Here is a 24,209-nt window from a genome sequence, read left to right as displayed (position 1 = left end):
AATGAACAAACAACATATTATCAATCGTTTTATCAAATACGTAACTATTGATACCGAAAGTAACCCTAACAACCCTGCGTTCCCAAGTTCTGAAAACCAATGGGATTTAGCAAAAGTTCTTGAAAAAGAGCTAAAAGAAATGGGAATGGAAGACGTTGAATTAGACGAAAACTGTTACCTAATGGCTACTTTACCTAGTAATTTAGACTACGAAGTGCCAACCATCGGTTTTGTTGCACATATTGATACCAGCCCTGATTTTACAGGTAAAAATGTAAAGCCTCAAATTCATGAAAATTACGACGGAAAAGATATTCTTTTAAATAAAGAAGAAAACATTGTGTTGTCTGCTGATTATTTTGAAGATTTATTACAATATAAAGGACAAACAATTATTACTACAGATGGTACTACACTTTTAGGTGCCGACGATAAAGCAGGTGTTACCGAAATTGTTTCGGCAATGGAATACTTAATCCAAAATCCTGAAATTAAACATGGTAAAATTAGAGTTTGTTTTCCTCCTGATGAAGAAGTTGGTAAAGGAGCACATATGTTTGACGTAGAAAAGTTTGGGGCTAAGTGGGCATATACCATGGACGGAAGTCAAATTGGAGAGCTTGAATATGAAAACTTTAATGCTGCAGGTGCTAAGATTACTGTAAATGGTAAAATTGTACACCCTGGTTATGCCAAAGGAAAATTAATTAATTCAATGACTATTGCTAGCGAATTAATTAATAAGTTACCTAAAAATGAAGTTCCTGAAAAAACAACAGGGTATGAAGGATTTTTTCACTTACACCACATAGAAGGTAAGGTTGAAAAAACTGTTTTACAGTATATTATTAGAGACCATGATATGGAATTATTTCTAGGTCGTAAGCAAGATATGTTAAATTTAGTATCAGAAATGAACGCTGAATTAGGGCAAGATTTAATTGATATTGAAATTAAAGATCAATATTATAATATGAAGGAAAAAGTAACTCCTGTTATGCATATTGTTGATATTGCCGAAGAAGTTATGAACGATTTAGGTATTAAACCATTAATTAAAGCAATTAGAGGTGGTACTGATGGGTCTCAATTATCTTACAAAGGCTTACCATGCCCTAATATTTTTGCAGGTGGGCATAATTTTCACGGGCGTTATGAATACGTACCTGTTGAAAGTATTTTAAAAGCAACCGAAGTAATTGTTGGTATTGCTCAAAAAGTAGCAGTTAAATTCAAATAAAGAACACCCAAAATATACTTTTAAAAACGCTAGTAATATTGCTAGCGTTTTTTTTATGCTTTTAATTAAAAATTATAAACGTTATACTAAATTGAATTCAGCATCGCATCAATAGGATAATTACGGCAAATCAAAATGCAAAATTTAAACAAATTAACGCATAAACTATTTTTTTTCACAAAAAAAACTCGATTTGTCTATTTTTTACAATTAATTTTTTGAAGAAAATTCCTTTTCTACATTTGTCGGGTATAAAAACATTCATAAAATAATACAAGTACAATGAATAGAGAAGCATTATTAAATTTAGCAAACAAATACGGTTCGCCGCTTTATGTATATGATACTGAAAAAATAATAAATCAATATAAAAATATTACCACTGCTTTCTCTAAGGTTAAAAATTTAAAAATAAACTATGCCGTAAAAGCACTTTCTAACATCAATATTTTAAAGGTTTTTAAAACCTTAAATAGTGGTTTAGATACTGTTTCTATTCAAGAAGTAAAACTAGGTTTACTTGCAGGGTTTTCTCCTAAAGATATTATTTATACACCAAATGGTGTTTCATTACAAGAAATTGAAGAAGTTTCAAAATTAGGAATTCAAATTAATATTGATAACTTATCTATATTAGAATTATTTGGGCAGAAACACCCGAAAACTCCTGTTTGTATTCGTATAAATCCGCACATAATGGCGGGTGGAAATAGTAATATTTCTGTTGGGCATATTGATTCTAAATTCGGGATTTCAATTCATCAAGTACCGCATATAAAAAGAGTTGTTGAAAATACAGGAATGCGCATTAACGGTATTCACATGCACACAGGTTCTGATATTTTAGATATTGACACTTTTATTAGAGCTTCAGATATTTTATTTGATGTTGCCCATCAATTTAATAATATTGATTTTATTGATTTCGGAAGTGGATTTAAAGTTCCTTACAAATCTGATGATATTTCTACTGATATTGTTGAATTAGGTAAAAAATTATCTGAAAGATTTAATCAATTCTGCAAAAACTACGGTAAAAATGTAACTTTAATGTTTGAACCTGGTAAGTTTTTAGTTAGCGAATCAGGAAAGTTTTTAGCAAAAGTTAATGTAATTAAGCAAACTACATCAACTGTTTTTGCAGGAATTGATAGCGGAATGAATCATTTAATTCGTCCGATGCTTTATAATTCGTACCATACTATTGAAAACTTATCGAACCCTAAAGGAAGAGAACGTTTTTATAGTATTGTTGGATATATTTGTGAAACAGATACTTTTGGTTCTAACAGACGTATTAATGAAATATCTGAAGAAGATGTTTTATGTTTCAGTAATGCTGGAGCTTATTGTTACTCAATGGCATCGAACTATAACTCAAGATTTAAGCCTGCCGAAGTAATGATTTACAAAGGAAAAGACTACTTAATTAGAAAAAGAGAAACAATGGATGATATTCTTAGAAATCAAGAGAATATTAAAATTGATTAATAAGAATTAAAAATACTTAAAACCTGAGCAATATTGTTCAGGTTTTTTTATGTTTTGTATTTAAAACCTGTTTAAATTTCTTCTGAAAAAAATTATAATAGAAAAATAAGTAATCAAATCCGTCAACCTGAATTTAGTTCAGGTTCACATCCTGATTTGTATCTTATTTGATGAATTTTGATTGACTTTGAAGATAAAAAAGTTCTCGATACAATTTTTTTGAAGGAAAAAAATCACTCGAACTGACACTTTCTTTAATTTTTAAACAAACTCATTAAATAAATACAAATTATAAAAAGAAACTAAAACCCCTAGCCCCGATTGAAGCGTTTGTTTGAGCTCTTTTTTTGATTTTTCTTCAAAAAAAAGCGAGTGCGGAAAGCGGGAAATTGCTTCAAAAAATAAAAATTTCAACTAAAAAAAATCCTACTCAAATAAATGAATAGGATTTTTATATAGTTTTAATTTAAAATTCTTACTTTTCAGCAACAACCTCAAATACGATATCAGCAACAACAGCTCTGTGTAAACGTACAGCAGCGTTATATTTACCTAATCTTTTTACACTACCTCCAGTAACTTTGATAAATTTCTTATCAATAACAGTACCAGCTTTAGCTAAAGCTTCAGCAACATTAATGTTGTTTACTGAACCAAATAACTTATCACCAGAACCTACTTTAGAAGTAATTTTGATTTCATATCCTTTAACAGTTTCAGCTACAGCAGTAGCTTCTTCTACTAATTTAGCTTCTTTAAAAGCACGTTGCTTTAAGTTTTCAGCTAATACTTTTTTAGCTGAAGAAGTAGCTAATATTGCATATCCTTTAGGAATTAGGCTATTACGACCATAACCATTCTTAACAGTTACAACATCGTCTTTAAAACCTAAATTTTCTACGTCTTGTTTTAGTATCAATTCCATGTTTCTACTTCTTTATTATTTTAATAAATCACCAACGTATGGCATTAAAGCTAAGTGACGAGATCTTTTGATAGCCTGAGCCACTTTACGTTGATACTTTAATGATGTTCCTGTTAAACGTCTTGGTAAAATTTTACCTTGTTCGTTTACTAAATACATTAAGAAGTCAGCATCTTTATAATCGATGTATTTAAAACCGTTCTTTTTAAAACGACAGTATTTTGCTTCTTTTTTTGTTTCAATATCAAGCGGAGTTAAGTAACGTACTTCACCTTGCTTACTTCCTTTTGCTTGTTGATCTATAGTTGTTGACGCCATTTCTTACTTTTTTGCAGATTTAACACGTTCTCTTCTCTTTTCAGCCCACGCTTCAGCATGCTTGTCTAACTTTACAGTTAAATAACGCATAACGCTATCATCTCTTCTAAATTCTAATTCAAAAGGAGCAATAGCATCTCCAGCTACTTTGTAGTCTAATAAGTGGTAAAATCCACTTTTTTTCTTTTCAATTGGGTACGCTAATTTTTTTAAGCCCCAATCTTCTTTAGAAATCATTTCTGCACCTTTAGAAAGTAAATAGTCCTCAAACTTTTTTACTGTCTCCTTTACCTGAGTTTCAGATAAAACGGGATTCAAAATGAAAACAGTTTCGTAATGATTCATAATTGAATTGTTTAAATTTTTATAAGTCTGCAAATTTACTGTTTTTTAATTACTTTGACAAACTCTTATTCATAAAAACTTAAGATTTAAATTTTCTAAATGAAACTATAATTTCATAAATACCTATTGATAAAAATATTTTACCCAAAATAAAAGGCAACCAAGACCAACCTATTACAAACGTTTTATCTATTAAAGGATTGTAAATATTTGTAGGAATTAAAAATTTTGTAAACCCATTCATAAAAAAACATAGCTCAGAAAAATCAAAATTCCCAAACCCGAAATCACCAACACTTGCCCAAAAGAAAAGAGCGTAAAAAATAAAGCTACCTAATAATGATACTAGTAAAGCTCTAAACCAATTTGTTCCATTCTTAGAAAACCAATATCCAACATCAAGAATAAAAACATCTATATTGTTATAACAATATTTTTTATCTTTTTTAAGTTCTTTTCTATAAGCATTAATTTCAGATGCTTTAAATTTATCTAAATCGATTTTATTATTACTCCGTTGAAGTTCATGTTTAATATTTCTTAATGTTTTTCTATCACAATTTTCGATATCTGAAATTAAAATATCATCAAAATAGGCCGTTTTATCGAAACTTGTTCTATCAATAATAACATTATAAAACTCTGTGTCTTGAAAAGAACAGATATCATTAAAAGTTGTTTCTTCTAACTTTAAAGATTTAAAACTTGAATTATTAAATCTTGTAGATTTTTTAAAATCACAATTTTGAATAATTAAATCAGTATTCAAAGCTTTCCAATTTGATAAGTAACTTTTTCCTTTAAAAGTATTATCTAAAAATTTCATTTGACAGTTTTCTTCTTCCTCTGAAAATTTATTTTCATAAAAATTAAATTTTTGGAAAGTAACATTTGTAATATCTAAATTATTTTTTATTTCATTTTTATTAAAATTAAAAACATTAGAACATGTTAAATTTGAAATACTAGCACTATTAAAAGTTGAATCTAAAATTTCTACTTTACCTTTAAAATCGGTATTATTAATTGATAATTTTTTAATACTATTTTTATTGATAGTGAATTTTTTAATAATTTCAGATCTATGAATATTTAAAGTTTCAATTTTACACTTTTTTTCAAAGTATAGAAGATATAAATTACAACCATCAAAGCTTAAATAATTTTTAATATTAGTTTCTCCCATAAAACAAACAGAGTCACGTTTCTCGCAACAAATAAATTCTAATGAATCATTATTAAAAGTACAATCAGTAAAAACTATTCTAGAAGCTTCATCATTTTTTGACTTAAAAAACACAAAATGAATACTTGAACCAAAAAAATGACAATTATTAAAACCAATTGTATTAAAATCTGAATATCTAATATCAGAAGAACCGTCAAGATTTATTCTTTTATCTGAAATTATACCGTTATTTTTAATTCGATCTTTATCTTCAATTAAATATATATTTTCAATTAACTCTTTCAGTCTAGAACCATCAATAGTTTCCATATTTTTAAATTTCTTTAGCTTTTTATTGTAAAAATAGCCTTTTTTTTCATTTTTAAATTGATGCTAAACATTTACCTTAAAAACTTGCTCAATAAAATTCTTTATACTATTTTTATTATGAAACAGAGAACAAAAGATTTAAACGTATGAGTTATAATGCAACGATAGAAGAAGAAAACAAAGAAATAGCCCACAGGTATAAAAATTTATTACAAGGAACGTATCAAACATTATCTGAAAACGATAAAAAATTAATTCGTAAAGCTTTTGATATTGCTGTTGAAGCACACTCAAAACAACGTAGAAAAACAGGTGAACCATATATTTACCATCCAATAGCGGTGGCTAAAATTGTTGCTGATGAAATTGGTTTAGGTGCTACTTCAATTGCTGCCGCACTTCTTCATGATGTTGTAGAAGATACCCATTATACCATTGACGATATGGAACGTTTGTTTGGCGAAAATATCGCCCGTATTGTTAGCGGACTTACCAAAATATCTAATTTAAAAAAGGAACAAGATTATTCTATACAGGCAGAAAATTTCAGAAAAATGCTCCTTACTTTGCACGATGATGTACGTGTAATTTTAATCAAAATTGCCGACCGCCTGCACAATATGCAAACCATGGATGCAATGCCTGGTTATAAACAGGTTAAAATTGCTTCGGAAACATTATATATTTATGCCCCTTTAGCACATCGTTTAGGGTTGTATAATATTAAAACCGAACTAGAAGATTTAGGTTTAAAATATACTGAACCTGAAGTTTACAACAGTATTTTACTTAAAATTAAAGACAGTAAAGAAGAGCAACAAAAATATATTGATACTTTTACAGGAACCTTAAAAGAGTCATTAAATAAAGAAGGTTTTAACTACACAATTAAAGGACGTTTTAAATCTATTTATTCTATCCGAAGAAAAATGCGAAAGCAAAATGTAACCTTCGAAGAAGTATATGATAAATTTGCTATTCGTATTATTTATGAACCTACTTCTACGGATGAAAAATTTGATGCTTGGAAAATATATTCTATTGCAACTGATTTCTTTAAACCTAACCCCGCTCGTTTACGTGATTGGATTTCACAACCAAAATCAACAGGTTACGAAGCCCTTCATATTACCGTTATGGGACCGCAAGCTAGATGGGTAGAGGTGCAAATTCGTTCTCAAAGAATGGATGAAATTGCCGAAAAAGGATATGCAGCACATTTTAAATACAAGCAAGGTGCTGCAAAAGAAAATGGACTTGACGGATGGTTAAATCGTTTAAAAGAAACACTAGAAAATCAAAGTATTAACGCAGTCGATTTTGTAGAAGACTTTAAACTAAACTTATACGCTAAAGAAATATATGTTTTTACCCCAAAAGGTGATTTAAAATCACTACCAAAAAAAGCATCAGCATTAGATTTTGCCTTTGCCGTACATACCGATGTTGGTTTAAAATGCCGTGGCGCAAAAGTAAACGGAAAATTAGTTCCTTTAAGTCACATTCTTAAAAGTGGTGACCAGGTAGAGGTTCAAACCGCTACCAATAATAAACCCAATGTGCGCTGGTTAGATTTTGTAATTACCGCCAGAGCACGTACTAAAATTAAATCGGCATTAAAAGCAGAAGAAAAAATTATTGCCGAAGAAGGAAAAGCTATTTTATTTAGAAAATTACGTCATTTAAAACTAGGGTCTGGCGAAAAAATAATTAACGAACTTGCTAATTATTTCGAATTAAAAACAAGTTTCGACTTATTTTTTAGAGTAGGTAACGGAGCTATTGATAACGCAAAATTAAAAGAATTTGTTGCGCAAAGAAGTGGGCTTATTATGGGCTTTATTAAAAATACTTTTCGTCGTACTCCTACTAAAGATATTTCTGAAAAAGAAGAAGTTAACCATAAATATGATGCACTTGTATTTGGTAAAGATGAACAAACTCTTGATTATACCTTAGCTAAATGTTGCACCCCTATTGCTGGAGATAAAGTTTTTGCCTTTACAACAATAAATGAAGGACTTAAAATTCATAAAAACAACTGCCCAAATGCAATTTCTTTACAATCAAATTACGCATACCGAATTATGTCAGCAAAATGGATTGATTCAACTAAAGAAGAATTTACCGCTATTTTGCACCTGTCAGGAATTGATAATAAAGGAATAATAAACGATATAACCCGTATTATTTCTAATAGTATGGATGTTTTTATACATAGCATTAATTTTACTGGATCTGAAGGTGTTTTTGACGGGAAAATTTCGTTAAGTATCAAGAATAAAGTACAGTTAAATAAAATAATTGACGCGATGAAAAAAATAGAAGGGATACAAAAAGTAGCACGTGTTAACACATTATAATATCATTTTTAAGATACTGCTTTTTTTATCAATAAATAACTGTAAATTTGTCCGTCCGTAAATTTTAAAAAAAAATGAGTAGTTCAATCGAAAATCAAGAAGTTGTAAAAAAAGTTTTCACTACTTTTTTAGAAGAAAACAAGCATCGTAAAACACCAGAGCGTTACGCTATTTTACAAGAAATATATGTTGCGGAAGAACATTTTGATATAGAGTCACTTTATATCAAAATGAAAAATAAAAATTATCGTGTAAGTAGGGCTACGCTTTACAACACGATAGATTTACTTTTAGACTGTGGATTGGTTCGTAAACATCAGTTTGATGGGCAATCAATGGCACGTTATGAAAAAAGTTACTTCGATAAAAATCACGATCATTTAATTATGACAGATTCTGGCGAAGTAAAAGAATTTTGTGACCCTAGAATTCAAATTATCAAAAAAACAATAGAAGAAGTTTTTGATATTGATATTCACAACCACTCTCTTTATTTCTACGGAACAAAAAGAAAAAAACAATAACAACACAAATACACTTAATAACACACTAAATGGCAGTAGATTTATTACTCGGATTACAATGGGGAGACGAGGGAAAAGGTAAAATCGTAGATGTTTTAACAAGAGATTACGATATTATTGCAAGATTTCAAGGAGGACCAAATGCAGGACATACCTTAATCTTTGATGGTAACAAACATGTTTTACACACAATTCCTTCAGGGATTTTTCATAAAACCGCTTTAAATGTAGTAGGTAACGGTGTTGTAATTGACCCTGTTATCTTTAAAAAAGAATTAGAAAATTTAGACGTACATAACATCGATTATACCTCTAAATTATTAATTTCTAGAAAAGCTCACTTAATTTTACCTACCCACAGATTATTAGACGCAGCGTCTGAAACATCTAAAGGAAAAGCGAAAATTGGTTCTACTTTAAAAGGAATTGGTCCTACTTACATGGACAAAACCGGTAGAAACGGAATGCGTGTTGGTGATTTAGAGTTAGATAACTGGAAAGATAAGTACAGAGCTTTAACCAAAAAGCATTTAAGTATGCTTAGCTTTTTTGATGTTCAAGTAGAGTATGATTTAGACGAATTAGAAGCTGAATTTGACTTAGGTATTGAAAAATTAAGAACATTACAGTTTATTGATTCTGAAGAGTATTTAAACAGTGCAATTAAAGCTGGAAAAACAATTTTAGCTGAAGGAGCGCAAGGTTCTTTATTAGATATTGACTTTGGAACCTATCCGTTTGTAACCTCTTCTAATACAACTGCCGCTGGTGCTTGTACTGGTTTAGGAATTGCTCCTAACAGAATTGGAGATGTATTCGGAATATTCAAAGCCTACACTACTCGTGTTGGTTCAGGTCCTTTCCCTACTGAATTATTCGATGAAGATGGTGCTGAAATGGCTAAAGTTGGGCATGAATTTGGAGCTACAACTGGTCGTGCAAGACGCTGCGGATGGTTAGATTTAGTTGCCTTAAAATATGCTGTTGATGTAAACGGAGTTACTAAGTTAATGATGATGAAAGGAGATGTTCTTTCAGGATTTGACACTTTAAAAATCTGTACTTCATATAATTATAAAGGCGAAGAAATTACACATTTGCCTTATAATATTGAACCTGAAAATGTAACTGTAAACTATACAGAATTCAAAGGATGGGAAGATGATTTAACAAAAATGACAACGGCTGACCAGTTACCTAAAAACTTATTAGACTATGTTGCTTTTATTGAAAAAGAAACAGGTGTTTCAATAACAATTGTATCTGTAGGTCCAGACAGAATGCAAACAATTAATAGATAAATTTATTTCTATTTTACATAAAAAGCCTTCATCAAAAAAGATGAAGGCTTTTTTTTATATGTATTAAAAATTATTTTTTAGATAAAATTTCTTGCCCAAATTGATGACACAATGCTAATGTTTCTTCTACATCATCAATGGTAGTTTTTGGGTTGATTAAACACATTCTTAAAACAACCTGCTTATTTAAAATAGTCGTTACTAAGAATGCTTCTTTAGATTCCATTACCTTTTTAGAAATTTCATTATTTAATGCATCAATTTCTTTTTCTGATAAATTAGCTCCAATCGGATGGTATCTAAAATTAATAATCGCTAAGGTTGCTGGCGAAACAATTTCCCAATTCCTACTTTTACGCAACACTTTTTCAACTCTGTCTGCTAAATCAATATTATAAGTTACCGCTTTTTTGAACGTATCTAATCCGTATGTTTTTATCGACATATAAAATTTTAATGCTCTAAAACGACGGGTTAATTGAATTCCATAATCATAAAAATTAATTTCAGATTCATTCCCCTCAATATCACGTAAATACTCTGGTTTTTCACTAAAAGTTCCACTTAACCAAGATGCATCTTTTACCAATAAACAGCCTATTTCATAAGGTTGATAAAACCATTTATGTGGGTCTACGGTTAAAGAATCAGCTCTTTCAATACCTCTTAATGCTTTTACGCCTTTTTCAGATAAAATAGCAGCGCCACCGTAGGCTCCATCAATATGAAACCATAAATTTTCAGCTTCACAAATATCAGCAATATCATCTAAAGGATCAACCGTTCCTGTGTTTGTTGTTCCTGCCGATGCAATAAAACAAAAAGGTTGTAACCCCTCTAAACGATCTTTAGCAATGGCATTTTTTAATTTATTAATGCTTATTCTAAATTCAATATCGGTAGGTAAAATACGAATTTGTTCTTTTTTAAAACCTAAAACTCGAATTGCTTTAATATTAGAAGAATGCGCTTGGTCAGACAGATAAATAACAGCTTTCGAAAAATCATCGCCACATTTTATACGTCGAGCCGTTGCTAATGCCGTTAAGTTTGCCATAGAACCACCGCTTGTAAAAATACCGCCACCTTTTTCAACAGGAAAATCGTACATTTTTAATAACCAGTTCATCGTTACAATTTCTAATTCTGCCGCAGCAGGAGAAACTACCCAACCTCCTGAAAAAATATTAAAACCAGTAGCCAAACTATCTGCCATGGTGCTAATAAAATTACTTGGTCCTGGCACAAATGAATAGGCTTTAGGATGCGAAATAACCGTACTATTCGGTATTACATTATCAATTACAAAATCTAGAACTTCTGTTGGATTCGTACCTTTTTCAGGAACTTCCTCTAAAAACAAATCGTCCATTTCTTGACGTGTTGCCGAGGTTACAGGTTTTTTATTCTCTAAAGTATCCCAATGTTCAGCAATTAGATCTACTATTTTATAACCATAAGATTTCATTTCTTCTAAGGATAAATCAAAATGGGCGCTCATAAATGTATCTTTTTTATTATTTCCGCAAAATTAACCTTTAAATAGAAGCTTGCTGAGTTTTTTTTTGAATAATTTTATTGATTTATTAAGAAATATAGCGCCTTCTTTTCATTATTTTTGCTATCTAAAATCGTTTCATTTGAAAAAGTTATTTCTTTTCAGTTTTTTAATTATATCAATAGCTAGTTTTTCTCAAGCAAAAAAAATCAAGATACTTTCTACACAGCTAAGTACCACCGATCAAGAAAAATATCCTGATGCCACCATTCTTATAGGTAATGTAAAAATGGCACACGAAGGAGCTACACTCGAATGTAAAAGAGCCTTACTTTATCAAAAAGAAAACATTTTTAAAGCCTTAGGAGAAGTTATTATTGAACAAGGCGATAGTATTATTCAATACAGTGATTTTGTACTTTATAACGGAAACACTAAAAAAGCAACCTCTTGGGGAAATGTTGAAATTAACGATAAAGAAATGAAGCTAAGTACCGATACACTTCATTTTGACAGAAAAAATCAACTTTTATATTATCCTAACCGAGGTACAATTCGCGACAAAAAAAACGTACTAAAAAGCATCCGAGGAACGTATTTTTTAAAAGAAAAAAAGTTTACCGCCAAATCAAAAGTTAGCGTTGTAAACCCTCAAAATAAGCTAGAATCTGACCATTTAGACTATTATACCAACTCAAATTTAGCCTATTTATACGGTGCAAGCACCATTACAAATTTAAAAGATAGTACCAAGGTATATTGTGAACGTGGTTTTTATAACACCAATACTGATGTGGCTTATTTTGTGAAAAATGCCAAGCTATTTTTAAAAGAACGCACCATTTCTGCCGATAGTTTATACTATGATAAACGCCAAGGTTTTGCCTCGGCAACCAATAACATCAAGGTAATTGACACAGTTCAAAAAATGGTAACCAAAGGTAATTATGCCGAATTATATGAAAAGAAAGATTCGCTTTTCATTATTGATAAAGCCGTGGCTATTAACGCTATTGATAAAGATTCAATGTATGTTGCTGGTGATAAAATTTTATTAACAGGTAAAACTAATAATAGAATTATTCGAATTTTTAACAATGTCAAAATTTTCAAATCAGACTTGCAAGGAAAATGTGATTCTATTCATACAAGCCAAGTTTCAGGGCTTACCAGAATGTTTAAAAATCCTATTTTATGGTCTGGAAAAAATCAAATTACAGGCGATAGTATTCAGTTAAAAAACAATACTGTTACCAATAAATTAGACTCTTTGAAAGTTTTAAAAAATGCTTTTATGATTCAAAAAGACTCGTTATCTAAAGATGATTTTAATCAGATAAAAGGACGAAATATTTACGGTAAATTTGAAAAAAGCAAGTTAAAAACCATGCTTGTAAAAGGAAATGCCGAATCGTTGTATTATAACAGAAACGAAAACACCAAAAAATTAGAAACCGTTACCAAAGAAATTGCCAGCGATATTGAATTTACCTTTGCTGAAAATGAAATTATAGAAACGAAATATTTTAAATTATCCGAAGGAAAAACATTTCCTCCCTCTGAGTTTCCATCCGAAGAAAAAAAATTCAGAGGCTTTATTTGGCGTAGCGATGAGCAACCTTTAAGCGTTGATGATCTTTTCAAAAAAGATAAAAAACCCTTGACTTCTATAAAAAAAATCATCAAAAATGATACCGCTGTAAAAAAGGTAAAAAAACAGTATTTAAAAGCACAATTCAAAAAAAGTGCGCCTAGAAAACAACTTTTAAGAAAAATTAAATAGCCGTATAAAGATGAAAAACGATTTTTTAAAATACCAAGGACAAACAACACCACATCCTTTAGCTATTGAAATTTCTCACGCAAAAGGAAGCTATATTTACGATGAAAAAGGTAAAAAAATGCTCGATTTCGTAGCTGGAGTTTCGGCAAATAGCCTCGGGCATAATCATCCTAAAGTTACCCAAGCGATTAAAAAACAGCTCGATTCTTATACCCATGTTATGGTTTATGGCGAGTTTATTCAGCAACCACAATTAGATTTATGCAAGGCTTTGGCAAAAACATTACCTGAAAATTTATCGTCGGTTTACTTGGTAAATTCAGGAACAGAAGCAACCGAAGGCGCTTTGAAATTAGTAAAACGCTTTACAGCAAGGACTGAAATTATTGCCGCTAAAAACGGATATCACGGAAATACCCAAGGAGCAATGAGCGTTTGTGGAGCCGAAGCTCAAAATAGAGCCTTTCGCCCTTTAATTCCTGGTGTAAAGTTTATCGAATTTAATAATGAAATCGACTTAGAAAAAATTACCACAAAAACAGCAGGCGTTATTTTAGAAACCATCCAAGGTGGAGCTGGTTTTATCGAACCTAAAAATGATTATTTATCAAAAGTAAAAAAACGCTGTGAAGAGGTTGGTGCATTGCTTATTTTAGATGAAATTCAAACAGGCGTTGGACGTACAGGAAAATTTTGGGGATTTGAAAATTACAATGTTATTCCTGATATTATTATTACAGGAAAAGGCTTAGGTGGCGGTATGCCAATTGGTGCGTTTATTGCTTCTTTTGATGTAATGAATTGCTTGAAAGAAAATCCTAAATTAGGACATATTACTACTTTTGGTGGGCATCCTGTAATTGCCAGTGCTGCTTTGGCAACTGTTGACGAAATTACATCGTCAAATCTTATTAAAGAATCCCTACGAAAAGAAGCGATTATTAGGGATAAATTTAAAAACCATAAAGCTATTAAAGAAATTCGAGGAAGAGGTTTAATGCTTGCTTTAATAGTAGAATCGCCTGAAATTGCCTCAAAAATAATTTTGAATTGCTTAGATAAAGGCCTGATTTTATTCTGGCTACTTTTTGAAGGAAGCGCTATAAGAATCACTCCTCCATTAACTATTTCAGATGATGAAATTAAAGAAGGATGTGATTTAATTTTAAATGAACTTAATAATATTTAAGTTGAAAAAAATCGCAATTTCTTTTATTCTTCATTGGTTTCACTCTAAAAAAGATAAAAAAAATTGCGATTTATAATTAAGAGCCTGTTTAAATTTCATCGCGTCGGTAAACCTGAATTTATTTCAGGTTCGCATCCTCATTTACCGTAGTTCTCTTGTTGATGTGATACTGAAATAAATTCAGTATGACGTTTATCTCTTTAAAAAAACACTTTCTTTAAAATTTAAACGACTCTAATAATTTTAAATAGCTTAATTAAACCAAAAATTCAAATAAATTAGGTTTATCATTTAAATATTCTCCATAGAAATTAAGCGCTTTCATTCTTGCAATTAAAGGCGCTAAATCTTCTTTTTTTACCAATTCAATTCCAACCACGGCTGGTGCATTTTCTTTACTCGATTTTTTAGAATATTCGAAAAAAGTAATGTCGTCATTTTTACCTAAAACATCCATTAAAAAATCTTTTAACGCACCTGCTCTTTGCGGAAATCGAATGATAAAATAATGTTTTAATTCACTATATAATAAGGCACGTTCTTTAATTTCGGCAGTTCTAGCAATATCGTTATTACTTCCGCTAACTACACAAACAACATTTTTACCTTTAATCTCTTCGGCAAAAAAATCTAAAGCTGTTATAGTTAACGCTCCTGCAGGTTCTACCACAATGGCTTCTCTGTTGTATAAATCTAAAATTGTTTGACATACTTTTCCTTCAGGAACGGTAATCATATCGTGTAAATTTTCTTTACAAATATCGAAGGTTAAATTCCCTACTTGTTGTACTGCCGCACCATCAATAAATTTATCAATTTTAGCTAATTTTATATTTTTATTTGCCTCAATCGAAGTTTTCATAGACGCTGCTCCTGCTGGTTCTACGCCGATAACTTTAGTTGTTGGTGACAATAATTTAAAAATACTCGACACCCCAGATGCCAAGCCTCCACCGCCTACGGGAACAAATACGTAATCAATAATTTCTTTAGATTGCTCGATAATTTCTAAACCAACGGTTGCCTGTCCTTCAATAATTTTTTGATCATCAAAAGGATGCACAAATGTTTTTTCTAAAGTATCGCAAATATTTTTTGCATATTTATAAGCATCATCAAACGTATCGCCCGATAATTGAATATCAACATAATCGCCACCAAACATTTTTACCTGCGCTACTTTTTGCTTTGGCGTAGGTGCTGGCATTACAATTGTACCGTGAATTTGAAGTTTTTTACACGCAAAAGCAACTCCCTGCGCATGGTTTCCAGCACTTGCACAAACAATTCCGTTTGCTCGTTGTACTTGTGTTACCGAGTTCATTTTATTATAAGCGCCTCTAATTTTGTACGATCTTACCTGTTGTAAATCTTCTCTTTTTAAGAAAATATTTGCGTTATATTTTTCAGAATAAATATAATTATTTAATAGCGGAGTTTCTATAGCCACACCTTTTAGTGTAGCTACAGCCTCCCTTACCGCTTTTATTGTTGGTGAATATATGGTTTGTGTTTGCATATTTTTAATGAAAAACTACGGCTTCTTTTTCTTGTTCTTGAGTTATTGTTTTCATTGCCGTCATTGATGCTCTTAGTGTTTTACCAATTGCTTCAATCGGATGATTTTGAATTTCCGTATTTACAGCGATTAACGCTAAATTATCGACTTCGTTCGAATTTGTCACTGAATTTTTAAACGCTTTACCGATAAGATTGGTATCAACAGTTTTCATAAAATCAACTAATAATGGTTTTGCGGCGTGGTCAAATAAATAACAGCCATATTCAGCAGTATCAGAAATAATACGGTTCATTTCGTATAATTTTTTTCTAGCAACCGTGTTTGCAATTAAAGGCAATTCGTGTAACGATTCGTAATAAGCCGATTCTGCTTTAATTCCTGACGCTACCATGTTGTCGTAAGCTAACTCTACTCCTGCTCTTACAAAGGCAACCATTAAAGTTCCGTGGTCAAAAAATTCTTGATCGCTAATTTCTGCAGATGTAGCTGCTGTTTTTTCAAAAGATGTTTTACCTGTTTCGGCTCTCCAAGACAATAAATTTACGTCGTCATTTGCCCAGTCTTCCATCATTGTTTTAGAAAAATGCCCCGACATAATATCGTCCATATGCTTTACAAACAACGGCGCCATAATTGTTTTTAACTCTTCTGAAATTTCAAAAGCTTTAATTTTTGCAGGGTTTGATAAACGATCCATCATGTTGGTAATTCCTCCATGTTTTAGAGCTTCGGTAATCACCTCCCAACCGTATTGAATTAATTTAGATGCGTAACTAGGCTCAATTCCTTTTTCAATCATGCTATCAAAAGATAAAATTGAAGCCGTTTGTAAAACACCACATAAAATAGTTTGTTCACCCATTAAATCTGACTTTACCTCAGCCACAAATGACGATTCTAAAACTCCTGCTTTGTGTCCTCCTGTTGCCACTGCGTATGCTTTTGCTTGAGCCCAGCCTTTATTTTCAGGGTCATTTTCTGGGTGAACTGCAATTAAAGTTGGCACACCGAAACCTCTTTTATATTCCTCTCTTACTTCTGTTCCAGGGCATTTTGGAGCTACCATAATTACAGTTAAATCTTCACGGATTTGCATTCCTTCTTCCACAATATTAAAACCATGCGAATACGATAAAGTAGCACCTTTTTTCATTAAAGGCATTACCGTATTTACAACTCTTGTGTGCTGTTTATCTGGCGTTAAATTTAAGACTAAATCGGCAGTAGGAATTAAGGCTTCAAAAGTATCAACATTAAAATTATTTTCAGAAGCATTTTTAAAAGAGGCTCTTTTTTCTTGAATTGCTGCGCTACGTAACGCGTAAGAAACATCTAAACCTGAATCTCTCATGTTTAAACCTTGATTTAAACCTTGTGCTCCACAACCGATAATAACTACTTTTTTTCCTTCTAATGCTTTTACACCTTCAGAAAATTCTGAAGCTTCCATAAATCTGCATTTTGCTAATTGTTCTAATTTGCCTGCTAACGATAATGTATTGAAATAATTTGTTGCCATTTTTATAGTATTTTTTTAATATTTTATCTAATTAGTTCACTGATAATAAGTTTGAAATCCTCATTTCATCTTTGGTAATTGCAATACGCCCTGAACGCACAAACTGCATAATTCCATGTTTATCTAAAGTATGATATAAAGCTTCAATTTCTTCTTTTGTTCCTGATTTTTCAAGCACAAAAAAATCTTTATTGATATTGATAACTCTCGATTTACTACTGTTTATAATTGTTTGAATTTCATCATTTTCAAGCAACGACTTTGAACTTAATTTAAACAAACAAGATTCTTGATAAATCGTATTTTCATCGGTATGATAATACGATTTAATCACCTCAACTTGTTTTTCAATTTGCCTGATGATTTTTTTAATTTGTTCTTCGGATACTTTTACAAGCAATGTAATTCTTGAAACGCTTTTTATTTCTGATTTAGAAATATTCATGCTTTCAATATTGATATTTCGTCTTAAAAAGATTCCTGAAATTCTATTCAACAATCCTACATTATTTTCTGTATAAACAGAAACGGTATATGTTTGTTTATTTTCCATGTTTTCTATAATTACGATAATCTTATATCTGAAACTGATGCTCCTGTTTCTATCATCGGAAACACATTATTTTCTTTTTCTACGCAAACCTCTAAAAAGTAAGCATCTTTTGATGCCATCATTTCTTTAACGCTACTTGCTAAATCTTCTCTTTTGGTAACTCTTTTCGCATCAATGCTATATCCTTTTGCGATTGCCACAAAATCAGGATTTGTCATTTCTGTTGATGCATATCTTTTATCAAAAAATAGTTGTTGCCATTGACGAACCATCCCTAAAAATTCGTTGTTAAGCACCACAATTTTCACCGCTGTTTTATTTTGTAAGATAGTTCCTAATTCTTGAATGGTCATTTGAAAACCACCATCACCAGCAATCATTACAACTTCTCTTTCTGGCGCTCCCATTTTCGCCCCAATTGCGGCAGGCAATGCAAATCCCATGGTTCCTAATCCACCAGAGGTAATATTACTTTTTGTTTTGTTAAATTTGGCATAACGACAGGTGAACATCTGGTGTTGCCCAACATCAGAAACAATAATGGCATCACCTCCAGAAGCGATATTTATTTCCTTTAAAACCTCCGCCATAGTTAAACCATCTTTTGATGGAAATAAATCTTCTTTTTTTACTTTATCATATTCAATCGCTTCTAATTTTGTAAATTCTTCCAGCCATTTATCATGCTTATTTTGGTTGATTAGCGGTAAAATTTCGGCTAAACTTTCTTTAACATCGCCTAAAACAGGCACATCAGCTTTTACATTTTTATCGATTTCGGCTGGGTCTATTTCAAAATGAATAACCTTTGCTTGTTTTGCATATCTATTTAAATCGCCAGTAACACGGTCATCAAAACGCATTCCTATGGCAATTAAAACATCGCATTCATTGGTTAATTTATTGGGTGCATAATTTCCGTGCATTCCAACCATTCCAACATTTAACGGGTGTTCTGTTGGCAATGCTGATAACCCTAAAATTGTCCAAGCCGATGGAATATTTGCTTTTTCAATAAAATCTTTAAATTCTTGTTCTGCTTGTCCTAAAATAACGCCTTGTCCGAAAACAATTAATGGTTTTTTAGCCGAATTTATTAATTTAGCTGCCTCTTGAACTTGCGTTATTTCAACCGCTGGTTTTGCTTTATAACTACGTACAGAAGTACATTTTTTATATTCAAAATCGAAGGTTTCAAACTGAGCATCTTTAGTAATATCAATTAAAACAGGTCCTGGTCGTCCTGATTTTGCGATGTAAAAAGCCTTTGCAAAAACTTCAGGAATTTCAGAAGCTTTTGTAATTTGATAATTCCACTTGGTTACAGGCGTTGAAATACCAACAATATCAGTTTCCTGAAAAGCATCAGACCCTAATAAATGTGATGCTACTTGCCCTGTTACGCAAACCATTGGCGTAGAATCTATTTGTGCATCAGCAATTCCTGTAATTAAATTGGTCGCTCCAGGTCCTGAAGTTGCTAGTGCTACTCCTACTTTTCCTGTTGCTCTTGCAAAACCTTGCGCAGCGTGTGTTGCTCCTTGTTCATGTCGAGTTAAAACATGATTTATTTTGTCTTCATATTTATACAGTTCATCATAAACAGGCATAATTGCACCGCCAGGATACCCGTAAATTACATCTGCTCCTTCTTCAAGTAAGCATTTTACAACGGCTTCTGCTCCTGAAATATGTACTTTTTCTGTTGATACTGTTTTAGGCTGTGTTTGTGTTTTTGTATTCATAATTTCAGGGATTAAAAAGCATCGGTAACACATCCTTTTGATGCTGATGCTACTGATTTTGCGTATTTATATAGAATTCCTTTTTTGTGTTTTAATTCTGGTGCAACCCATTTTTTTCTTCTATCTGCTAATTCTTGTTCAGAAAGTAAAACATTTATTGAGTTATCTTCGGCACTAATTTTAATTTTATCACCTGTTTTTAAAAGTGCGATATTTCCTCCTGATTGTGCTTCAGGTGTTATGTGTCCTACCACAAAACCGTGTGTTCCTCCAGAGAAACGACCATCGGTAATTAATGCGACCGATTTTCCTAAACCTGCACCCATAATTAATGATGTTGGTTTTAACATTTCAGGCATTCCTGGTCCTCCTTTTGGGCCAACATATCGAATAACAACAACATCACCTTTTTCAACTTCTCCGTTTGATATTCCTGTATTTGCTTCTTGCTCGCTATTATATACGACAGCTTTTCCTTCAAAAAGTAATCCTTCATTCCCTGAAATTTTAGCGACAGCTCCTTCCACAGCTAAATTCCCATAAATTATTTGAATATTTCCTGATGTTTTTAACGCTTTATCTTTCGGATGAATTACATCTTGTGCTTCAAATTCCATTGGTGTAACATCGGCTAAATTTTCTGCTAATGTTTTTCCTGTAACTGTTAAACAATCGCCATGTAAATAGCCATTATCTAACAAATATTTCATAATTGCAGGGGTTCCTCCAACCGAATGTACATCTTCCATTAAGTATTTTCCTGAAGGTTTTAAATCGGCAATTAATGGAGTTCTATCACTTACTTTTTGAAAATCATCTAAGGTAAAATCAATATCAGCAGCGTGAGCAATTGCTAAAAAGTGCAATACCGCATTGGTCGAACCTCCCAAAGCATTTACAAGTGCAATGGCATTTTCTATGGATTTTTTAGAGATAATATCCAACGGTTTTAAATCTAATTCTAATAAATTTTTAATTGCCAAAGCGGTTCTTTCAGCTTCGGATAATTTATTCGGATTTTCCGCAGGAATTGACGAATTATACGGTAATGAAAACCCCATACATTCAATTGCCGAAGCCATAGTATTTGCGGTGTACATTCCGCCACAAGCTCCTGCCCCAGGAATAGCTCTTTTGATAATTTCTTTATATTCGTCTTCGTCAATTTCACCTGCAACTTTTTGTCCTAAAGCTTCAAATGCCGATACAATATTTAATTTTTTTCCTTTATAATTCCCTGAAGCGATTGTTCCGCCGTACATCATAATTGACGGACGATTTAAACGCAACATGGCAATAACAGCACCAGGCATATTTTTATCGCAACCAACTACGGAAACTAGTGCATCGTAACTCTGTGCGTTCATGACTATTTCAATAGAATCGGCAATAACATCTCTTGACGCTAATGAATAATTCATTCCTGAAGTTCCCATAGAAATTCCATCAGAAACACCAATTGTATTAAAACCCAAACCGACTAAACCTGCAATTTTTGTTTCAATTTTAACTTCTGATGCCAAATTATTCAAGTGCATATTACACGGATTTCCGTCATATCCTGTACTTGCAATTCCGACTTGAGCTTTACTCATATCTTCTTCGGTTAAACCCACGGCATAAAGCATTGCTTGAGAAGCTGGTTGCGATTCGTCTTGTGTTAACCTGCTACTGTGTTTGTTTAATTTCATTTTATTTCTTTTTAATCTCTTTTAATCTAAATCGTACTGCTTATACTTTTTAAAGCAATTATTACTATTGTTAAAGTGGATAATCAAAATTATTTTATTGTATTTTAATAACTATCTTTTTTCTGATTATTTAATGATACTCAACAGCTTAATCAAAAACACAACCAGCTAAAAAACAACTAATTACCAATTAAATTATATACTATTCAATACTTTAAATTCCTGCTATAAAAACAGTAATTAACAAATACATAGCTTTTTATTTAAAAACTCATATATTATATGGCTAACAAAAAAAGCTTCCTAAAATAGGAAGCTTTTTAATTTATAAAAAATAAAATACACTTCCTTATCCTTGTGAAATAATCACAACGACAATAATAGAAATAATATTTAAAATTTGTTTTTTCATTTAATATCGCAAAGATGCGTGTTTTTTATTAAATTATCCTAAATAAAAATCAATATTTTAGATAAAACACATATTTTACGAAATTCTTAATTTAAGCAATAATTTTAACTTTTTTTTCTTGTAAATTAACCAAATGTGACTAATTACAAAGTATATTATAATTTATAATAGTTTTTTTTTAGATATAAAATAAAGTAGCGACTAAAAAACAGGTGTTTTTTATTGATTTAAGTAATATTTTCTTAATTTAAACAGCGCATGTTCATATTTTGATTGGCAACTTTCAATATTTCCTTCAAAGCGTATTTCTTTTTTTACTCCAAAACAAAAAAGACCTTTACCTTTCGCCATTCGTCCTAATTTACGTGCTGCTTTAGCTGATAACTTTTCATAAAGAGGTGTTACAATTTCACATTGTTCTATTTTCGTGTTTTTAACATCCCATTGTTTTGCTTGTTCTCCTTTTAGTATTTTTTCAGAAAAAAGAATATTTTTAAGGAGTGGAAAATAATATTTCAACACATTTTTAGAGCCTTGATTTGCAAACCAAATAATTTCTTTATTTCTGATAATAATTTTCCGAATAAAATAATTATCAATTTTAGAAAACTGCGTTGCCACGATAGCCATTATTCCTACGGAAATTATTTCGTGTCCGTTCTTTTTTCGAGCCTTATCAAACCATCGATAAAAATCACGAATTTGACTTATTTTTTGATATTTTAAATAACCGTCATTTATAGAAAGATTATAGGTATTAGCTTTTTCCCAGATTTTTGTATTTCTTTTTCTGTCTTTTTTAAGCCAACAGCCTTTACAAAGGATATTTTTATTGGTTACTTTTTTGTAGCTTCTTAAATTTTTCCATTCTTGAGAAAAGCCATTATAAGCATTTAAAATAAGTAAAAAAAATACGGCGCTAAATAGCTTTTTATTCATTTAATAATTATAAAATTTTTAGCTTCAAAATTAAGTAAATTTATTTAAGAGCCTGTTTAAATTAGATTTAAAATATTTTATCCCTAAAAAATCAAAGCCATCAAATTCCGTTTTACACCCTGATTTACTATAGTTTTACTGTTGATGTAATGCTGAAAAAAATCCCGCACCAAAAAGCACGGGATTTCATTATATTTTTCAAAAAATCAAATTATTCATTAACCAAAAACCACTTTATATAATAGTACTTTGCCCCATGTGAATATTTTTAAAATTGATATTGCTATCCTCTTTATTATAAATATAATCAGCAATAAAATCACCAACCTTACTTGTTCCAAAATTCTTGTCAGAAGCAATATCTTGAGTCGTTATTCCTAACTCTAACGATTTATCAACAGCCGCTTCTACAACAAACGACTCTTCATGTAAACCTAAATGTTTCAACAACATCGCTGCCGATAAAATAGCCGCTAACGGATTAGCAATATCTTTTCCTTTTGCCTGTGGAAATGAACCGTGAATTGGCTCAAAAAGTGCATTTTCTTTTCCGATAGATGAAGAAGCCAATAAACCGATAGAACCACCAATTACACTTGCTTCATCCGATAAAATATCGCCAAATAAATTTTCAGTTAAAAGAACATCGAACTGCTTCGGGTTTAAAATTAATTGCATCGCTGCATTATCAACAAAAATAAAATCAAGTGCTACATCAGGATATTGTTTTGCTAAAGCAGTAACTGTTTTACGCCACAATCTTGAAGTTTCCAGCACGTTTGCCTTATCGACTAACGTTAATTTTTTACGTCTGTTTTGTGCTGCTTTAAAAGCCAAATGCGCAATGCGTTCAATTTCGAATACAGAATAAGAACAGCTATCAGAAGCCGTTTGTTTATCGTCACTTAATTCTTTTGTTCCGAAGTAAATTCCGCCCGTTAATTCTCTATAAATAGTAATATCAGTCCCTTGGATAATTTCTCTTTTTAAGGGAGAATTATCAATTAATTGACTGTATGCTTTTACAGGACGCTCGTTACAAAAAAGCCCTAATTCCTTTCTTAATTTTAACAAACCTTGCTCTGGGCGCACCGTTGCAGTAGGATCGTTATCATATTTAGGATCACCAATAGCACCAAATAAAATGGCATCACTTTTTTTACATAAATCAATCGTTTCTTCTGGCAACGGATTTCCCGTTTTATCAATAGCGCAAGCACCCATTAAAGCCTCTTTAAACATAAAGGTATGATCATACACATTTGCCACAGCTTTTAACACTTTTTGTGCCTGAGCAGTTACTTCTGGACCAATACCATCTCCTGGAATTACAGCGATATTAAATTTCATCTT

At 31.3% G+C, this 24,209-nt stretch carries 19 protein-coding genes; 7 read left to right on the top strand and 12 right to left on the bottom strand.

Annotated elements, in window-relative coordinates:
• Nucleotide 1: 1 nt before the first annotated feature.
• Together pepT and lysA are read left to right on the top strand one after the other, a co-directional pair.
• Nucleotides 2-1,240 carry a peptidase T gene (gene pepT, locus ABNT14_RS05170; protein ID WP_101902035.1) on the top strand — a complete coding sequence of 413 codons (1,239 nt, stop codon included), beginning with the start codon at nt 2-4 and terminating at the stop codon, nt 1,238-1,240.
• A gap of 282 nt (nt 1,241-1,522) precedes the next feature.
• Nucleotides 1,523-2,731: a diaminopimelate decarboxylase gene (gene lysA, locus ABNT14_RS05165; RefSeq protein WP_101902034.1), complete on the top strand. Its 1,209-nt coding sequence runs from the start codon at nt 1,523-1,525 to the stop codon at nt 2,729-2,731.
• Nucleotides 2,732-3,206: 475 nt separating this feature from the next.
• On the opposite strand, the gene rplI is transcribed toward lysA, so the two are convergent.
• The 4 genes from rplI to ABNT14_RS05145 all read right to left on the bottom strand — a co-directional run bounded on the left by rplI (nt 3,207) and on the right by ABNT14_RS05145 (nt 5,817).
• Nucleotides 3,207-3,656, bottom strand: coding sequence for a 50S ribosomal protein L9 (gene rplI, locus ABNT14_RS05160; RefSeq protein ID WP_101902033.1), 450 nt, complete (start codon nt 3,654-3,656; stop codon nt 3,207-3,209).
• 15 nt (nt 3,657-3,671) lie between these two features.
• Nucleotides 3,672-3,974 (bottom strand): 30S ribosomal protein S18, encoded by a 303-nt coding sequence (rpsR, locus tag ABNT14_RS05155; protein ID WP_058884950.1) that lies wholly within the window; start codon nt 3,972-3,974, stop codon nt 3,672-3,674.
• A 3-nt stretch (nt 3,975-3,977) separates the two neighbouring features.
• A complete protein-coding gene (rpsF, locus tag ABNT14_RS05150) occupies nt 3,978-4,319 on the bottom strand; it encodes a 30S ribosomal protein S6 (RefSeq protein ID WP_101902032.1) in 342 nt (113 codons plus the stop codon).
• 79 nt (nt 4,320-4,398) lie between these two features.
• Nucleotides 4,399-5,817, bottom strand: coding sequence for a hypothetical protein (locus ABNT14_RS05145; RefSeq protein ID WP_101902031.1), 1,419 nt, complete (start codon nt 5,815-5,817; stop codon nt 4,399-4,401).
• A 146-nt stretch (nt 5,818-5,963) separates the two neighbouring features.
• On the opposite strand from ABNT14_RS05145, the gene ABNT14_RS05140 reads away from it, so the two are divergent.
• From ABNT14_RS05140 to ABNT14_RS05130, 3 genes are all read left to right on the top strand, one after another.
• A complete protein-coding gene (locus ABNT14_RS05140) occupies nt 5,964-8,180 on the top strand; it encodes a RelA/SpoT family protein (protein ID WP_101902030.1) in 2,217 nt (738 codons plus the stop codon).
• Between the two features lie 74 nt (nt 8,181-8,254).
• A complete protein-coding gene (locus ABNT14_RS05135) occupies nt 8,255-8,704 on the top strand; it encodes a Fur family transcriptional regulator (protein ID WP_058884947.1) in 450 nt (149 codons plus the stop codon).
• 29 nt (nt 8,705-8,733) lie between these two features.
• On the top strand, nt 8,734-10,005 hold the full coding sequence (locus ABNT14_RS05130) for an adenylosuccinate synthase (RefSeq protein WP_101902029.1): 1,272 nt from the start codon (nt 8,734-8,736) through the stop codon (nt 10,003-10,005).
• 70 nt (nt 10,006-10,075) lie between these two features.
• Here the strand turns inward: ABNT14_RS05130 and ABNT14_RS05125 are convergent, their stop codons facing one another.
• Nucleotides 10,076-11,506 (bottom strand): pyridoxal phosphate-dependent decarboxylase family protein, encoded by a 1,431-nt coding sequence (locus ABNT14_RS05125; RefSeq protein ID WP_101902028.1) that lies wholly within the window; start codon nt 11,504-11,506, stop codon nt 10,076-10,078.
• A 139-nt stretch (nt 11,507-11,645) separates the two neighbouring features.
• On the opposite strand from ABNT14_RS05125, the gene ABNT14_RS05120 reads away from it, so the two are divergent.
• Nucleotides 11,646-13,286, top strand: coding sequence for an OstA-like protein (locus tag ABNT14_RS05120; protein WP_234984973.1), 1,641 nt, complete (start codon nt 11,646-11,648; stop codon nt 13,284-13,286).
• A 10-nt stretch (nt 13,287-13,296) separates the two neighbouring features.
• The gene (locus tag ABNT14_RS05115; protein ID WP_101902027.1) at nt 13,297-14,475 is read left to right on the top strand and encodes an aspartate aminotransferase family protein; all 1,179 of its coding nucleotides are present in this window, start codon (nt 13,297-13,299) and stop codon (nt 14,473-14,475) included.
• A 256-nt stretch (nt 14,476-14,731) separates the two neighbouring features.
• Here ABNT14_RS05115 and ilvA read toward each other — a convergent pair whose 3' ends face one another.
• The 7 genes from ilvA to leuB all read right to left on the bottom strand — a co-directional run bounded on the left by ilvA (nt 14,732) and on the right by leuB (nt 24,206).
• Nucleotides 14,732-15,994, bottom strand: a complete 1,263-nt coding sequence (ilvA, locus tag ABNT14_RS05110) for a threonine ammonia-lyase IlvA (RefSeq protein ID WP_101902026.1) — start codon at nt 15,992-15,994, stop codon at nt 14,732-14,734.
• 4 nt (nt 15,995-15,998) lie between these two features.
• Nucleotides 15,999-17,516: a ketol-acid reductoisomerase gene (gene ilvC, locus ABNT14_RS05105; RefSeq protein ID WP_101902025.1), complete on the bottom strand. Its 1,518-nt coding sequence runs from the start codon at nt 17,514-17,516 to the stop codon at nt 15,999-16,001.
• A gap of 31 nt (nt 17,517-17,547) precedes the next feature.
• Entirely contained in the window at nt 17,548-18,069 is a 522-nt protein-coding gene (ilvN, locus tag ABNT14_RS05100; protein ID WP_101902024.1) for an acetolactate synthase small subunit, read from the bottom strand.
• Between the two features lie 11 nt (nt 18,070-18,080).
• On the bottom strand, nt 18,081-19,814 hold the full coding sequence (ilvB, locus tag ABNT14_RS05095) for a biosynthetic-type acetolactate synthase large subunit (RefSeq protein ID WP_101902023.1): 1,734 nt from the start codon (nt 19,812-19,814) through the stop codon (nt 18,081-18,083).
• 11 nt (nt 19,815-19,825) lie between these two features.
• Nucleotides 19,826-21,505 (bottom strand): dihydroxy-acid dehydratase, encoded by a 1,680-nt coding sequence (ilvD, locus tag ABNT14_RS05090; RefSeq protein WP_101902022.1) that lies wholly within the window; start codon nt 21,503-21,505, stop codon nt 19,826-19,828.
• 631 nt (nt 21,506-22,136) lie between these two features.
• Entirely contained in the window at nt 22,137-22,856 is a 720-nt protein-coding gene (locus ABNT14_RS05085; RefSeq protein ID WP_101902021.1) for a hypothetical protein, read from the bottom strand.
• Between the two features lie 234 nt (nt 22,857-23,090).
• Entirely contained in the window at nt 23,091-24,206 is a 1,116-nt protein-coding gene (gene leuB / locus ABNT14_RS05080; RefSeq protein WP_101902020.1) for a 3-isopropylmalate dehydrogenase, read from the bottom strand.
• Nucleotides 24,207-24,209: the final 3 nt, after the last annotated feature.

Origin of the sequence: Tenacibaculum dicentrarchi (assembly GCF_964036635.1) — a bacterium.
In the GTDB taxonomy this organism is placed as follows: domain Bacteria; phylum Bacteroidota; class Bacteroidia; order Flavobacteriales; family Flavobacteriaceae; genus Polaribacter; species Polaribacter dicentrarchi.
The sequence above is the reverse complement of the archived record's forward strand: the minus strand, read 5'-3'. Positions and strand labels throughout refer to the sequence as shown.